Annotated in this window: 15 protein-coding genes; 12 read left to right on the forward strand and 3 right to left on the reverse strand. The window is 56.2% G+C overall.

What is annotated here, in order from left to right:
* The first annotated feature begins 43 nt into the window (after nucleotides 1-43).
* The 12 genes from rpsF (at nucleotide 44) to HED22_RS16415 (ending at nucleotide 11279) form a co-directional block, all read left to right on the forward strand.
* Nucleotides 44-421 carry a 30S ribosomal protein S6 gene (rpsF, locus tag HED22_RS16360; protein WP_167724191.1) on the forward strand — a complete coding sequence of 126 codons (378 nt, stop codon included), beginning with the start codon at nucleotides 44-46 and terminating at the stop codon, nucleotides 419-421.
* A 22-nt stretch (nucleotides 422-443) separates the two neighbouring features.
* On the forward strand, nucleotides 444-677 hold the full coding sequence (gene rpsR, locus HED22_RS16365; RefSeq protein WP_033067602.1) for a 30S ribosomal protein S18: 234 nt from the start codon (nucleotides 444-446) through the stop codon (nucleotides 675-677).
* Between the two features lie 47 nt (nucleotides 678-724).
* Complete coding sequence (locus tag HED22_RS16370) at nucleotides 725-1663, forward strand: DUF2232 domain-containing protein (RefSeq protein ID WP_167724193.1); 939 nt, start codon at nucleotides 725-727, stop codon at nucleotides 1661-1663.
* Nucleotides 1663-2286, forward strand: a complete 624-nt coding sequence (gene rplI, locus HED22_RS16375; RefSeq protein WP_167724195.1) for a 50S ribosomal protein L9 — start codon at nucleotides 1663-1665, stop codon at nucleotides 2284-2286. Before HED22_RS16370 ends, rplI begins: the two co-directional genes overlap by 1 nt.
* Nucleotides 2287-2492: 206 nt before the next feature.
* Nucleotides 2493-4031 (forward strand): replicative DNA helicase, encoded by a 1539-nt coding sequence (locus tag HED22_RS16380; RefSeq protein WP_167724198.1) that lies wholly within the window; start codon nucleotides 2493-2495, stop codon nucleotides 4029-4031.
* Between the two features lie 49 nt (nucleotides 4032-4080).
* The gene (gene alr / locus HED22_RS16385; protein WP_167724200.1) at nucleotides 4081-5202 is read left to right on the forward strand and encodes an alanine racemase; all 1122 of its coding nucleotides are present in this window, start codon (nucleotides 4081-4083) and stop codon (nucleotides 5200-5202) included.
* Nucleotides 5203-5261: 59 nt separating this feature from the next.
* Nucleotides 5262-6035 (forward strand): ABC transporter permease, encoded by a 774-nt coding sequence (locus HED22_RS16390; RefSeq protein WP_008890538.1) that lies wholly within the window; start codon nucleotides 5262-5264, stop codon nucleotides 6033-6035.
* Nucleotides 6036-6053: 18 nt separating this feature from the next.
* Entirely contained in the window at nucleotides 6054-6830 is a 777-nt protein-coding gene (locus HED22_RS16395; protein WP_167724202.1) for an ABC transporter ATP-binding protein, read from the forward strand.
* Nucleotides 6831-6887: 57 nt separating this feature from the next.
* Nucleotides 6888-8300 carry a DNA repair protein RadA gene (gene radA / locus HED22_RS16400; protein ID WP_167724204.1) on the forward strand — a complete coding sequence of 471 codons (1413 nt, stop codon included), beginning with the start codon at nucleotides 6888-6890 and terminating at the stop codon, nucleotides 8298-8300.
* 57 nt (nucleotides 8301-8357) lie between these two features.
* Entirely contained in the window at nucleotides 8358-9044 is a 687-nt protein-coding gene (locus HED22_RS16405; protein WP_044827423.1) for a CvpA family protein, read from the forward strand.
* A gap of 64 nt (nucleotides 9045-9108) precedes the next feature.
* Nucleotides 9109-10569 (forward strand): amidophosphoribosyltransferase, encoded by a 1461-nt coding sequence (purF, locus tag HED22_RS16410; protein WP_167724206.1) that lies wholly within the window; start codon nucleotides 9109-9111, stop codon nucleotides 10567-10569.
* Nucleotides 10566-11279 (forward strand): SDR family NAD(P)-dependent oxidoreductase, encoded by a 714-nt coding sequence (locus HED22_RS16415; protein WP_167724207.1) that lies wholly within the window; start codon nucleotides 10566-10568, stop codon nucleotides 11277-11279. The genes purF and HED22_RS16415 overlap by 4 nt, the downstream gene beginning before the upstream one ends.
* A gap of 85 nt (nucleotides 11280-11364) precedes the next feature.
* Here HED22_RS16415 and HED22_RS16420 read toward each other — a convergent pair whose 3' ends face one another.
* Genes HED22_RS16420 through HED22_RS16430 form a run of 3 tightly spaced genes read right to left on the reverse strand, consistent with a single transcriptional unit; the run spans nucleotide 11365 to nucleotide 14675 of the window.
* Nucleotides 11365-12936, reverse strand: coding sequence for an ABC transporter permease (locus tag HED22_RS16420; RefSeq protein ID WP_167724209.1), 1572 nt, complete (start codon nucleotides 12934-12936; stop codon nucleotides 11365-11367).
* Nucleotides 12923-13693 carry an ABC transporter ATP-binding protein gene (locus tag HED22_RS16425; RefSeq protein ID WP_167724211.1) on the reverse strand — a complete coding sequence of 257 codons (771 nt, stop codon included), beginning with the start codon at nucleotides 13691-13693 and terminating at the stop codon, nucleotides 12923-12925. Before HED22_RS16425 ends, HED22_RS16420 begins: the two co-directional genes overlap by 14 nt.
* Nucleotide 13694: 1 nt before the next feature.
* Nucleotides 13695-14675 carry an ABC transporter substrate-binding protein gene (locus tag HED22_RS16430; RefSeq protein ID WP_167724213.1) on the reverse strand — a complete coding sequence of 327 codons (981 nt, stop codon included), beginning with the start codon at nucleotides 14673-14675 and terminating at the stop codon, nucleotides 13695-13697.
* Between the last annotated feature and the right edge of the window lie 5 nt (nucleotides 14676-14680).

The raw sequence follows: 14680 nt of genomic DNA on the forward strand, positions 1-14680 counted from the left end.
TCATGTCAGGAAGAGATAAGCCAAAAGGAGTAATAGGAGTATTATGAGCAAGTACGAAAGCGTGTTTATCGCACGTCAGGACTTCTCGACCGCACAGGTCGAAAGCCTGAACGAAAAGCTGACCCAGACCATCGAAGGTCTCGGCGGCAAAATCGCCAAAACCGAATATTGGGGCCTGCGTTCCCTGGCATACCGTGTCAAAAAGAACCGCAAAGGCCACTATACTCTCTTCCAGATCGAAGCCGACAACGACACGATCGCGGAATATGAGCGTCAGATGCGCCTGAACGAAGACGTTCTGCGTCAGATGACTGTCAAGGTTGACGAGTTCGAAGAAGAACAGTCTGCCATTCTGCGTAACCGCGACGAACGCGGCGGTCGCGGCGGTAATCGTCGTGGCGGTCCCCGTCAAAACGGCTAACAGATAGCGAGGAGATAATATCATGGCTGGACGTCGTCTGTTTTTCCGTCGTCGCAAAACCTGCCCGTTCTCGGGTGCGGATGCGCCGAAGATTGACTACAAAGATGTCAAACTGCTGCAGCGTTTCGTTTCCGAACGCGGCAAAATCGTTCCGAGCCGTATCACTGCGGTTTCGGCCAAGAAGCAGCGCGAACTGGCGAAAGCCATCAAACGTGCACGCTTCCTGGCGCTGCTGCCTTACGCAGACCAGGTCTGAGGCAGTCGGCAAGAGACCCTTTTGTGGTCTCGGGCCGGGAGTAAATGATGCAACGTGACACCCTCATAGCGATTGGAACAGGACTTGGCAGTGCCGTTCTGTTTCTGCTGGTTCTATCAGGAAATCCGTTTGCTCTTTTGCTCTCATACTTCGGGCATCTGCCGCTTTTCCTTACGGGATTGTGGCAAGGGCCCAAACGCCTGCTGGTTGCGGCATTTGCCGCATGTATTGCCCTCGTTCTTTTGGGGGGATTACTGCCTTTCACGGTCTTTATGGTCGTGTTTGCCGGACCGGCGATGTTGTTGACCCGCATGGCGCTGGTCATCCGGAAAGATAAAGATGGCAACGTTGCCTTTCTGCCTTCCGGAATTGTCGTAAGCGCCATGGCCGTCATGGTCGCGACGGTAATGATTTTCGTTACCGGAACACTGACGGCGGAAGGTGTGGACATTCAGGACTTCATCGCGAAGTTCCTGAGCCAGATGTACTCGGAAATGGGTGTCCCTATGACATCCGATGTTCAGGGTCTGATTGGTATGTTCCAGACTTACTTCCCGGCGGTTGCAGCGGTGAGCTGGCTTCTGATGCTGTTCGCCAATGCCGCAATCGCACAGGCAATTTTGGTGCGTGCAGGCAAAAACCTGCGTCCGACACCAAGTATGGCAACCTTTGCCTTGCCTGGCTGGTCACTGTTTGCGTTTGCTCTGGCCGGGTTTACGGTCGGCTTTGCCGATGGTTCGCTGGCTTATGTGGCGCGCAACGTCGCGGTGGTACTGGCAGTGCCGTTCCTGTTTCAGGGATTGGCGCTGGTGCATGGGCAGGCAGCCCGATGGCCGCAAAAACGTGTAATTCTGACGGTGTTTTACATCGTCGCGGTTCTGTCCACTTGGTCGTTTATCGCGATCACCGGACTTGGAATTGTTGAGCATTTAATCAGGCTGCGGGGGAAAGAACCGATGACCCGTAGCAATGAGGAGGATCGGTGATGGAAGTTATTCTGCTCCAGCGGGTAGAAAAACTCGGTCAGATGGGTGACGTAGTCACTGTCAAGCCGGGCCACGCCCGCAACCGCTTGCTGCCGCAGGGCATGGCCCTTCGTGCAACCAAAGCAAACATCTCTGTGTTCGAAGCACAGAAAGCACAGCTCGAAGCTGACAACCTGGAACGCCGTAAGGAAGCAGAAGCTGTTTCCGAGAAGATGGGTGAACTCGCAGTCACCATCGTTCGTCAGGCATCCGACGTTGGCCAGCTTTACGGTTCGGTCACTGCCCGCGATATCGCAAACGCAGTAACCGAAGCAGGCTTCACTGTTGCCCGTACCCAGGTCGTTCTTGATCAGCCGATCAAGACCCTTGGTCTGCACCAGGTTCGCATCAACCTGCACCCGGAAGTTATCGTTGAAGTAACTGCCAACGTTGCACGTTCCGAAGAAGATGCCGCTGAACAGCTCCGTAAGGGTTCTGCTGTTCTTGGCACCATCGAGGAAATGGAAGCGGAAGAAGAGGAAGCTCTGGAAGCCGCTGAAGAACTCTTCGAAGAAGAAGTTCCGGCTGACGTTGCAGAAGCTCTCGAAGCTGCTGAAGAAGACGAAGAAGAAACCAACGCTTAATTGCGGGTTCTTCGACACCATTCGAAAACGGCACATCCGCAAGGATGTGCCGTTTTCTTTTGCAGTGCCCAAATGGCACGTGATCTGTTTCCCGACCCTTTCAAAAGGTCTTCCGACCAGCGACCCCTGCGCTTCCGGAATACCGGCTATGAGAATCAGAGATTAGCTCTTTGCGGTCATGCTGATGCCTGCTACCTTTTGCGCCCATGACAGATCCCAATTTAGATGCCCTGTTTGCACCGCTTGAGCCCGACCATGGTGACGACGCCGAAATGGTGCTCGAACGCATGGCGCCGCACAATTTTGAGGCGGAGGCAGCCCTTCTTGGCGCGATACTCAATAACAACGCCGCCTATGAGCGCGTGTCCGATATCCTGCGCCCTGAACATTTTGCAGATGGGCGCCACGGCCGCATCTTTGAAGCCTGCGGCAAGCTGATCGAACGCGGCCAGCTGGCCAACCCGGTGACGCTGAAAGCCTATTTCAAGCAGGATGAACATCTCGCCGAAATTGGCGGTGCACAATATCTGGCAGAACTGTCAAACAATCTGGTTTCGGTGATCAATGCCGGTGACTATGGCCAGTTGGTCTATGACCTGTATCTGCGGCGCGAACTGATCGAGCTTGGCGAGGAAGTCGTCAACGAAGCCTATCAGTACGAACTTGATACCGACGCCACCAACCAGATCGAAAAAGCCGAACAGAAACTGTTCTCGCTGGCGACGGCCGGTTCAGCAGAATCGGGCTTTGTGGCATTCGGCCCTGCCCTTGCCAAGGCTTATGAAAATATCGATCACGCTTACAAAAACGCCGGGCGCGTTGTCGGTGTAACGACCGGTTTGCGCGACATTGACCGCAAGCTGGGCGGCTTGCACCCGTCTGACTTGCTGATCCTTGCGGGACGTCCGTCGATGGGTAAAACCGCACTTGCGATGAACGTGGCTTTTAACGCCGCCATCGCTTCGCACCAGAATCGTGCCGCGGGCGAAGACACCCGCGATGAGATCCGCACCGGTGCGGTTGCCGTTTTCTCGCTTGAGATGGCGGCTGAACAGCTTGCCGGGCGACTTCTGTCGCAGGCGGCCGAGGTTTCTGGCGATAACATGCGCCGTGGTGACCTGAACGAGCAGGATTTTGAACGCCTGTTGCTCGCCACTCAGGAACTCAACACTGTTCCGCTTTATATCGATGACACGCCGGCCCTGCCGGTATCGACATTGCGCACACGTTGCCGACGTTTGAAGCGCCAGCACGGCCTTGCGATGATCGTCGTCGATTACCTGCAGCTTCTGGCACCGCCGACCAACTTCCGGGGTGATGGCCGTGTGCAGGAAGTCTCCGAGATTACCCGAATGCTCAAGGCCATTGCCAAGGAGCTTGAAGTTCCGGTTCTGGCCTTGTCGCAGCTTTCACGTGCGGTCGAACAGCGCGAAGACAAACGTCCGCAGCTGTCTGACCTTCGTGAATCCGGCTCGATCGAGCAGGATGCCGACGTCGTGATGTTCATTTATCGCGAACAATACTATCTCGAACGTGCCGAGCCGGCCCAGCGCCCGGAAGAAGCCACCGACAAGTTCGGTGAACGCTATTCGCAATGGCAGGACCGCTTGAATCACGTCTACAACACCGCAGAGGTTATTGTTGCCAAACAGCGTCACGGCCCGGTGGGCAATGTGCGCCTGTTCTTTGACGGGAACTACACCAAGTTTGGCGATCTTGATCACACTGAAGAAGAACATGAATAGAGGATAGGGCGTCCACCCATCCAACAACGGATTCCACGGGGTATTACGAATGACCGTTCTTCCCGCCGTCGGCCGTGCTGCCGAGTGCGCGGAACTGCAGATCAATCTGAAAGCAGTTGCCGACAACTATCAGACCCTGACCAAGCGTTACACCGGGCGCACCTGTGCCGCCGTGGTAAAGGCCAATGCCTATGGTCTGGGTGCCGAAACCATCGTACCGGTCCTCAAAAAGCAGGGATGCCGACTGTTCTTTGTCGCACAGGCAAACGAAGCAGCCGAACTGTTCCCGCTTTTGCGCGGCGGCGGACGGATTGCTGTTCTGAACGGTGTTCTGCCCGGTGACGAGGCGTTCTTTATCGAAAACGACGTCATCCCGGTTTTGAATGATCTGGAACAGATCGAACGCTGGTCAAACCTGTGCCGCGAATATGAACGTCCTGCACCGGCCTTTATCCATCTTGATACGGGCATGAGCCGCCTTGGCCTGACACCGCGCGACGTCAGCGAACTGGTGGATCGTTATTCATCGCTGCTGTACGGGTTTGAAAAAGCCGGATACATGACCCACCCGGTCGCAGCCGACGAGGCAGAAAACCCGGTCACCAAGGAACAGTATGACCTGTTCATGAAATGGTACCGCCGCCTGCCCCCGGCCCCGCGCGGCTTCTGTAACTCGTCCGCGATTTTCCGCAATGACGACTACCATCTTGAATTCTGCCGTCCGGGCATCGCCCTTTGGGGTGGCAACCCAACGCCGGAAACCACCAATCCGATGCGTTCTGTCGTCAACCTCAAGGTCAAGGTCCTTCAGGTTCGCGAGATCGATGAAAATCAGGCTGTCGGTTATGGCGGCACATGGCAGGCAAAACGCAAATCCAAAATCGCTACCATTGCCCTTGGCTATGCCGATGGCTGGCTGCGGTCATTGTCGAACTCCGGCAAACTGATCATCAAGGGCCATGAAGTTCCCTATGTCGGGCGTGTTTCGATGGATGCCATTACGGTCGATATCACCGACCTTCCGGGCAAGCCATTGAAGACAGGCGACATGGTTCCGCTTCTTGATGAAAAGATGACGGTTGACGATGTCGCATCTGCTGCTGGTACAATCGGTTATGAAATTCTAACTTCGCTTGGACATCGCTACCGGCGGGTTTATACAGAAAGCTAAATCATAAGCGCCAGCCAGACAGTTCCGGCCGGTCGATAACAGGGGACTTCGAAGTACAGATGCCGATCTTTGCGCCGGTTGGCCATATGTTTCTGACCTTTTTGGCCCTTGTCGGTCGCGTCACGGTATTTGCCGGTCGCACCATCGGCCACATGGTCACACCGCCGATCTATTTCCGCCTGATTTTCAAACAGATGCGTGAAATCGGCTATTTCTCGTTGCCGGTTGTCGCCATGACCACCCTGTTTGCCGGGATGGTTCTGGCCCTGCAATCCTATTCCGGGTTCTCACGCTTTTCGGCCGAAAGTGCGGTTGCGACCGTCGTTGTCATTTCCATGACCCGTGAATTGGGCCCGGTTCTGGCGGGCCTGATGGTGGCGGGCCGTGTGGGTGCCGCCATTGCCGCAGAAATCGGTACCATGCGCGTCACCGAACAGATCGACGCACTGGTGACGCTTTCGACCAACCCTTTCAAATATCTGGTGGTCCCGCGCGTGATTGCCGGTTTGATCACCCTGCCCGTTCTGGTTCTGATCGGCGATATCATCGGGGTCATGGGCGGCTATCTGGTGGGCGTGAACAAACTTGGCTTTAATGACGGATCCTATATCCGCAACACCTTCCAGTATCTCGAACAGCTTGATGTGGTTTCGGGCCTTGTGAAGGCGGCGGTGTTTGGTTTCATCATCACGCTGATGGGCTGCTATCACGGATATCATTCCCGGGGTGGCGCACAGGGCGTTGGTCAGGCAACCACCAATGCGGTTGTTTCAAGCTCCATCCTGATCCTGATTTCGAACTATATCGTCACCGAATTGTTCTTCACGCGATAAGGACCGGTTGACAGGATCATGAGCAGCACAGCCAAGATATCGCTTCGCAACGTTCACAAGGGCTTTGGCCCCAAAAAGGTGCTTCAGGGTGTTGACCTTGATGTCGCAAAGGGTGAGTCGGTTGCCATCATTGGCGGATCGGGCACCGGCAAATCCGTCACCCTGAAATGCGTGCTTGGTCTTCTGACGCCTGATCAGGGTTCCATCAAGGTTGATGGCGTTGAAATGACCACCGAATCTCAGGCGCAGCGCGACGCGATGCTTGCCAAAACCGGCGTGCTGTTTCAGGGTGCCGCCCTTTTTGATTCGCTTACCGTCTGGGAAAATGTCGCCTTTGGCCTGATTGAAGGCCAGGGCATGAACCCCGCCAAGGCGCGTGATCTTGCGATTGCGCGGCTTGAGGATGTCGGTCTGGCTTCTGATATCGCCAACATGTCCCCGGCTTCGCTTTCGGGCGGCATGCAAAAGCGTGTTGGTCTGGCGCGCGCCATTGCCACCGAACCGGAAATTCTGTTCTTTGACGAACCGACCACTGGCATTGATCCGATCATGGGCGATGTCATCAATGATCTGATTGTCAAATGCACCCGTGAACTGGGCGCCAGCGCAATGACGATCACCCACGACATGGCCAGCGCGCGCAAGATCGCCGACCGTGTCGCCATGCTGTATCAGGGCAAGATCATCTGGGATGGTCCGGTCAAAGATATCGATGATTCCGACAACCCCTATTTGAAACAATTCGTTGCCGGTGATATCGAAGGCCCGCTTGAACTTGACCTCAAGCATCTTTGAGCACGGTCTGCTGGCCGGCACTCTTTACTGACACTTCTTTGATCTGCGGAGCATTCTGTGGCCAAAACCCAAAGCCGTTTCATCTGCCAAAACTGCGGTGCCGAATACCGCAAATGGACCGGGCGCTGTGATGCCTGCGGTGAATGGAACAGCATCGAAGAAGAACGCGTTGAAAGCGGACCAAAGGCCACCGGCGGCATTGCCGGCGGGGCCAAGGGCAAGACCATCGACTTTGTCGCACTTGAAGGCGAAAGTGCCAGTCCGAAACGCCTGATCAGCGGCATCGCCGAGCTCGACCGGGCGTGCGGCGGCGGTCTTGTGCCGGGTTCTGCCCTTTTGGTGGGCGGCGATCCGGGGATCGGTAAATCAACCATCCTTTTGCAAGCCGTCGGTGCGATGGCTGCCAAACACAAATGCGCCTATATCTCGGGCGAGGAAGCGGTCGATCAGGTCCGCATGCGTGCGGCCCGTCTGGGCCTTGAAAAATCCAAGGTCGAATTTGCCGCTGCGACCAGCCTGCGCGACATCATCACCACCCTTGAAGCCAGCAACCACGAAGTGGTGGTGATTGACTCGATCCAGACCATGTATGCCGACACCCTTGATAGTGCGCCAGGCACGGTGTCACAGGTGCGCGCCTGTGCACTGGAACTGATCCGGCTGGCAAAACGCAAGGGCTTTGCCGTGCTGCTTGTCGGCCATGTCACCAAGGAAGGCCAGATTGCCGGTCCGCGCGTTCTTGAACACATGGTCGATACCGTCCTGTATTTCGAAGGCGAACGCGGCCATCAATTCCGTATTCTGCGCGCGGTGAAAAACCGTTTCGGTGCCACTGATGAAATCGGCGTGTTTGAAATGGGTGATGCGGGGCTGGTCGAAGTTCCCAACCCGTCCGCACTGTTTTTGGCGGATCGTGATTCGCCGGTCAGTGGCACTGCCGTCTTTGCCGGGCTTGAAGGCACGCGCCCGATGCTGGTGGAAATTCAGGCGCTGGTGGCGCAATCTGCCTTGGCGACCCCACGCCGTGCGGTCGTTGGTTGGGATTCCGCACGCATGAACATGATTTTGGCCGTGCTTGATGCCCGCTGTGGCCTGGCACTGGGCCAGTTTGATGTCTATCTGAACGTTGCCGGGGGCTTGCGCGTTGGTGAACCCGCGGCCGACATGGCGGTTGCCGCAGCCCTGATTTCCGCCGTTGCCGATACGCCTGTGCCGAGCGAAACCGTCATTGTCGGTGAAATCGGCCTGTCGGGCGAAGTCCGCCCGGTCGGGCAACTCGAATCGCGCTTAAAAGAAGCCACCAAACTTGGCTTTGGCAATGCCTATACCCCCAAGAATGGCACGCAGGGCAAGAAGAAGATGTCGATCAAGGGGCTCAATCAGACCGAAATCGGACATCTTCAGGATTTGGTAAACCTCTTCGGCGACGATGTGCGCGACAAGGTGCGTCCGCGCGAAGGCATGTATTAAACCGCCTTCAAGCCTACTGCCCCCGCCACCGGACAGACGAACAAGGTTTACGAGTAAATGGACTTCTCCGCCCTTCCCGATCTTGGCGCACGCGATGTGTTTGACCTGATTGTTGTCGGCATTTTGCTGATCTCGGGGATCTTTGCCTTTTTCCGCGGATTTATCCACGAAACCCTGTCGATGATGGGCTGGGTTGGTGCCGGGCTTGTTGCGCTTTATGGTTATCCGGTCGCACGGCCCTATGTGCGGGAACTGATCCCGTCCGAACTGATTGCCGATCTGGCAACCGGCGTTGGCCTGTTTCTGATTTCGTTTTTGATTTTCTCGTTCATCAGCGGGCGGATTGGCCGGGCGGTTCAGAACTCCGGTCTTGATAGCCTTGATAGCACGCTTGGCTTTGTCTTTGGGCTTGTGCGTGGCGCATTGATCGTCTGTATCGGTTTTCTGGCGCTGTCCTGGTTGCTGCCAGCAGATTCGCAGCCGGACTGGGTTCGCGATGCTCGGACGCGGCCAGTTCTGGAAGAAGGTGCCTTCCTCATTATGCGCATGGCACCTGACGAAATTTTCGATACCACCGCCCAAGAGCTTGAGCGCGCTCAGCGTGAGGCCGATGCGAACGAAAAAACCTATCGCCAACTTCTTGGTCCGGAACCAAAAGGGACTGGACCCGCGCCCCTAAACGGGTATACAAGGCCCTCGCGCGATGATTTGGATCGCCTGATCGAGGCGACCACTAACGAGTGAGGCGTGTGGGTTTCGTAAAGATGACGAACTCCGTGCGCCACCGGCGAGAGAGCGGAACCCACTCATGCTGACCACCAATCCATTTGATGACGACAAGCTACGTGAAGAATGTGGCGTCTTTGGCGTTTTTGGCTCCCCCGATGCAACGGCACTGACGGCCCTTGGCCTGCACGCCCTGCAGCATCGCGGACAGGAAGCCGCAGGCATTGTGTCCTATGACGGCGAAGATTTTCCGGCACACCGGGCATCCGGCCAGGTTGGCGATATCTTTGGTTCAGAAGATGTCATCAAAAGCCTGCCCGGCCATCGTGCGGTTGGCCATGTGCGCTACTCCACTGCGGGTGGCAAGGGCCTTCGCAACGTGCAGCCGCTTTTTGCCGATTTCGAATTCGGTGGTCTGGCGATTGCCCATAACGGCAACCTGACCAACTCGCTTGCGGTGCGTGAACGTCTGGTCAAACGTGGCTCGATTTTTCAATCGACCTCGGATACCGAAACCTTCATTCATCTGATTGCGACCAGCCTGTATGAAAAGATTGTTGATCGTCTGATCGATGCGGTTCGTCAGGTCGAAGGTGCCTATTCGCTGGTCGTCATGACCCAGAAGAAACTGATAGGTGTGCGTGATCCGCTCGGTGTTCGTCCGCTGGTTCTGGGCAAACTCAATGATGCCTATATCCTGTCATCGGAAACGGTTGGCCTTGATATCGTTGGCGCGGAATTCATCCGCGACGTCGAACCGGGCGAAATCGTTGAAATCACCGATAATGGCCTGCGCTCGATCAAGCCGTTCAAACCGCAAAAGTCGCGCTTCTGCATTTTCGAACATGTCTATTTCGCCCGCCCCGACAGTATCGTCGAAGGCACGAGCGTCTATGACGTGCGCAAGAATATCGGCCGTGAACTCGCCATTGAATCTGCTGTTGATGCCGACGTTGTCGTGCCGATCCCCGATTCCGGTGTACCGTCCGCCCTTGGCTATGCCGAGGAAAGCGGTATTCCGTTTGAGCTTGGCATCATCCGTAACCACTATGTCGGGCGTACCTTTATTGAGCCGACCGATCAGATCCGCCACCTTGGCGTGAAGCTGAAACATAACGCCAACCCCGGCAAGCTTAAGGGCAAGCGCGTTATTCTGGTCGATGACTCGATCGTGCGTGGCACCACCTCGACCAAGATCGTCGATCTGGTCCGTCAGGCCGGTGCAGCCGAAGTCCATATGCGCATTACAAGCCCGCCGACCATGAACCCGTGCTTCTATGGCGTTGATACCCCGTCAAAGGACAAATTGATGGCGGCAAATCACGACATCGAAAGCATGGCCAAGATCATCGGCGTTGACAGTCTGGCCTTTGTCACCATTGATGGTCTTTATCGTGCGACCGGCCTTCCGGGCCGCGACAACGACGATCCGTCCTTCTGTGATGCCTGTTTCACCGGCGATTACCCGATCAAGCTGACCGACCACAATGCCGAAAACAAGGACCGCAAGCTCACCCAGTTGGTGGAAAGGCAGTCTGCATGACCGACACCAAACGTCTTGAAGGTCGTGTTGCCCTGATCACCGGCGCATCGCACGGGATCGGCTGTGCCGTTGCCAAACGCTTTGCCGCCGAAGGCGCACATGTGATTGCGGTTGGTCGCAATGTCGGCGCGCTTGAAGAACTAAGTGACGAGGTGACTGACGCTGGTGGCAAGATCACCCTGTTGCCACTTGATCTGACCATGTTTGACAAGATCGATATGCTGGGCCCGACGATCTATGAGCGTTTCGGCAAGCTTGACATCGTTGTTGGCAATGCTGGCCTTCTGGGTGAAATCGCCCCGGTCGGCCATATTGATGCACAGGTGTTCCAGAACACCTATGCCACCAATGTCACGGCAAACTTCCATCTGATCCGCACCACGGACAAGCTGTTGCAGCTGTCTGACGCCGGTCGGGCAATCTTCGTGACCTCGAACGCATCAAGCAAGGGACGCGCCTTCTGGGGCCTTTATGCGTCGACCAAGGCAGCGCTTGAAAGTCTTGTTTTGTCCTACGCGCAGGAACTCGAAGAAACCAAGGTCAAGGTCAATCTCGTCAATCCAGGCCGCATCCGCACCAAAATGCGCGCCGAAGCCTATCCCGGCGAAGATCCCGAAACCCTACCGACCGCAGACAGCATTACCGATGTATTTGTCGATCTGGCAGAGGCGTCCTGCACCAAACATGGTGAAGTGGTCAACGCTTCCTGAGCTTGCCCCGCGCACAGTACTTAAATTTGAAAAAAGGCCTTGCTGCATCAGCAAGGCCTTTTGTTTGCGTTTGATTGGGTGCGACCTACTCGGCCGTACTCATTCCCATACGCTGCAAGACGCGGCGCTCAACGACAACGACCAGTTGGTAGAACACAACAGCCAGGATGACGGACAAGGCAGCCACAGTCCAGATCATGCCGTAATCCATATAGCCGCGCGACTGGTTCAACAAATTGCCAAGCCCCTTACCCGTCGCAAGCCATTCAGCAATCATCACTCCCAAAAGCGCGCGCGGCACCGTCAGGCGCGTTGCCGCAAACAGATAGGGCATCGATGCCGGGATGGTGATGATGCGCAATTCCTGCCGCGCAGACGCCCCATAGGCCATGGCCAGTTCGCGGGTCGCGCGTGGCACCATCGATATCCCCTGTGCCAAAATCACGAATGCCGGGAAGAAGGTGACCGAAATCGTCACCCAGAGTGTCAGTGACGTGCCACGACCCAACAGCAAAACCAGCAACGGCGTCAGCGCGACCAGCGGCATGGTCTGGGTGACCAGCGCGACTGGCATGAAGGCGCGCAAGAAGCCGGGAAACAGCCGTGATGAAATCGCCAGCAAAAAGGCAAAACTCAAACCACACAACAATCCGATACCGGTGATCGGAAGCGTTTCCCAAAGGGCAGCAATCAACCGTTCCTGCGCACTTTGCGCCGCGGGTGAGAGGAACAGATATTCGACCACACCAATTGGCGTTTTTGAAATCATTGCCGGCACTTCAAGAAGCCGAATAAACGCCCACCAAAACAGGAAAGGCAACAGGACCGCCATCGCCCCGGCCAGCAGTGATGACAGAGGTGTGCTTGATCCATCCCCTGCCTTTTCGGGCACGGACATATTCATGGTGACAGCCCGGCTTGCCCCGACAAAGCGATGCGACATCACCGCAAACACCCCATAGGCCAAACCGGCAATCAGGGTGGCAACAACGCCAATTCCCCACAGCCGTTCGGGTTCCGCCCGGCCAAGCGACCCCAAAAGATACGCACCAAGTCCCCAGCGACCACCCCCACCAAATTCAGCAAGGATCGCCCCAAGCACCGCATTAGGGGCGGCAACGCGCAAGCCCGACAGGATGGATGGTAAGGCGCTTCTACACTGGACCATGCGCATGATCAGCCAGTTACCGCCGCCATAAACCCGGATCAGGTCCGCCGCCCGGCTATCGGACTGGGACAGGCCGATCACAGTTGCCGTCATGGTCACGAAGTAACAACCAAGGGCGGCCAGAACTACACGCGGCGTCAACCCCGACAGGGTCAGCGACAGGATCGGCGCAATGGCTATGGGGGGCAGTGCAAAGATCGCAATATTCAAACCGCGAAAGACACGCAACGATACCGGGATCAAAACAAAGAATACACCGGCCACCACACCAAGCAGATTACCAATCACAAACCCAAGTCCGGAGGCCTTGAGCGTTTCCCAAACATGGAGCGGATAATCGGACCGGTCATTCCAAAGCCCGATCAGAATTTCACTGATCCCGGGCAATGCGCCATCCGCAATCAGATCAAGTCTGCCGACGACCTCCCAGACCAGAAGCAGAATCGCAATATTGCGCAGTTGAACGGCCCACTGTTTACTGCCCGCCATGTAGCACCTCGGCAACCTTGTCGCACAGGGCATGAAAGGCCGGATCGGAAAACAGCTCGGGTTTGCGCGGGCGTTCGAACGGCACATCAATCATCACCGAAAGACGCCCCGGATTGGCCGACATCACCGCAATCCGATCCGCAAGGAAGACGGCTTCGTCAATGCCATGGGTGACGAGAAATGCGGTCGCCTGACTTTCCTGCCAGATGCGTTGCAATTCCAGATTCATCTGACGCCGCAAGATTTGATCAAGTGCGCCAAAGGGTTCATCCATGAACAGCACGCGCGGACGGGTGACCAGCGCACGGGCAATTGCCACACGCTGGCGCATGCCGCCAGAAAGCTCGCCCGGCAAAGCATTTTCATAACCCTTCAGCCCAACCAGCTCGATCAAATGTTGAACATCCGGGGCAAAATCGCGGACATTCTTTTTGAGGACTTCTAGGGGCACTTCGACATTCTGGCGCACCGAACGCCAGGGCAGAAGTGCCGCATCCTGAAAGGCAACACCGGTAAGACCGGCCCGCGTCGCATCCTTTGGTTCGCGATCCTCGATCAACACCGCGCCCTTGTCTGCATCCTCAAGACCCAGCGCAATCCGCATGGCCGTGGACTTACCACAGCCCGACGGACCAATGATCGCGGTAAACGACCCCGAAGGACAGCTCAGGGACATGTCCCTGAGCGCCTCGATGGTTTTTCCGCGCCCGCTAAAGGTCTTGCAGACACCGTGGAATGTGATCCCGCCCGCGGGCATCCTAGATCTCCTCAAGCAGCGTGGTATCGAACATGTCGCGGCTGCCATTGATGCCAATTTGGCCAAGGGCAGTCAGGCAGGCTTCGATGTCGTCCTCAGCCAGTGAGAAGATGCCATTCGGGCTTTCAACGAGCGGCTGCTGCGCCTTGTTGAAATAGATTTCGTTTTCGATGGTCCGGCCCGTTCCCTTGAACCAGCTATCGGCCCATTTTGGCGGCCAAACGGTCGGATCAACAAAGTTTTCTTCCCAGCCGCGACGTGATGCACGTAACCAGCCAACCAGTTCCTTACGCTTGGTTTTAAGCGTTTCTTCGGTCACGACGACTGTATCGTTAAAGATGGTAAAGCCGAAATCATAAAGCAGGAACGAAGTTGCCTCTGCCCCCTGCTGTGAAATCGTGAACGGGACGTTGGTGGTGAAGTCAAGGCTGGCGTCAATTTCACCCTTGATCAACGGGGTCGGATCATACGCATACGGAACAATGTTAACATCGGCCTTGTCGATACCGTTCAACTTCAACATCGCTTCGACCGAAATGACATTGACCGGCGGCACCGCAAGGGTCTTGCCGACCAGATCTTCGGGTTTGTTGATCGGGTTGGATTTCAACGAAACGATGCCGATCGGGTTTTTCTGATACTGGGTACCGATGATTTTGAACGGGGCGCCCTGCTCGGAAATCGCCTTGATGGTGGTATCTGGCGTGGTCAGGGTCAAATCGGCACGTCCGGTGATGATCGTGCTTTCGGGAATGACATCAGGCCCCCCCGACGCATAGCTCAGATCAAGGCCTTCTTCGGCGTAATAGCCCTTGTCGATGCCCAGAAAGTAGCCGGCGAATTCGGCGTCATTGATCCAGGATGCCTGCATCGCAAACGGTGATGCGGCCATTGCGCGGAACGATCCGAACGGCATGACGGATGCAGCAGCACCTGCGGCAGCGGCGCCAAGGAAACGGCGACGGCTCAGTTTCATATCCATAACTT

Source organism: Thalassospira sp. HF15, from assembly GCF_011806525.1.
In the GTDB taxonomy this organism is placed as follows: Bacteria; Pseudomonadota; Alphaproteobacteria; order Rhodospirillales; family Thalassospiraceae; genus Thalassospira.

Coding starts and splice junctions, on each gene's coding strand:
- rpsF (WP_167724191.1), top strand. CDS start 44: ATGAGCAAGTACGAAAGCGTGTTTATCGCACGTCAGGACTTCTCGACC.
- rpsR (WP_033067602.1), top strand. CDS start 444: ATGGCTGGACGTCGTCTGTTTTTCCGTCGTCGCAAAACCTGCCCGTTC.
- HED22_RS16370 (WP_167724193.1), top strand. CDS start 725: ATGCAACGTGACACCCTCATAGCGATTGGAACAGGACTTGGCAGTGCC.
- rplI (WP_167724195.1), top strand. CDS start 1,663: ATGGAAGTTATTCTGCTCCAGCGGGTAGAAAAACTCGGTCAGATGGGT.
- HED22_RS16380 (WP_167724198.1), top strand. CDS start 2,493: ATGACAGATCCCAATTTAGATGCCCTGTTTGCACCGCTTGAGCCCGAC.
- alr (WP_167724200.1), top strand. CDS start 4,081: ATGACCGTTCTTCCCGCCGTCGGCCGTGCTGCCGAGTGCGCGGAACTG.
- HED22_RS16390 (WP_008890538.1), top strand. CDS start 5,262: ATGCCGATCTTTGCGCCGGTTGGCCATATGTTTCTGACCTTTTTGGCC.
- HED22_RS16395 (WP_167724202.1), top strand. CDS start 6,054: ATGAGCAGCACAGCCAAGATATCGCTTCGCAACGTTCACAAGGGCTTT.
- HED22_RS16405 (WP_044827423.1), top strand. CDS start 8,358: ATGGACTTCTCCGCCCTTCCCGATCTTGGCGCACGCGATGTGTTTGAC.
- purF (WP_167724206.1), top strand. CDS start 9,109: ATGCTGACCACCAATCCATTTGATGACGACAAGCTACGTGAAGAATGT.
- HED22_RS16415 (WP_167724207.1), top strand. CDS start 10,566: ATGACCGACACCAAACGTCTTGAAGGTCGTGTTGCCCTGATCACCGGC.
- HED22_RS16420 (WP_167724209.1), bottom strand. CDS start 12,936: ATGGCGGGCAGTAAACAGTGGGCCGTTCAACTGCGCAATATTGCGATT.
- HED22_RS16425 (WP_167724211.1), bottom strand. CDS start 13,693: ATGCCCGCGGGCGGGATCACATTCCACGGTGTCTGCAAGACCTTTAGC.
- HED22_RS16430 (WP_167724213.1), bottom strand. CDS start 14,675: ATGGATATGAAACTGAGCCGTCGCCGTTTCCTTGGCGCCGCTGCCGCA.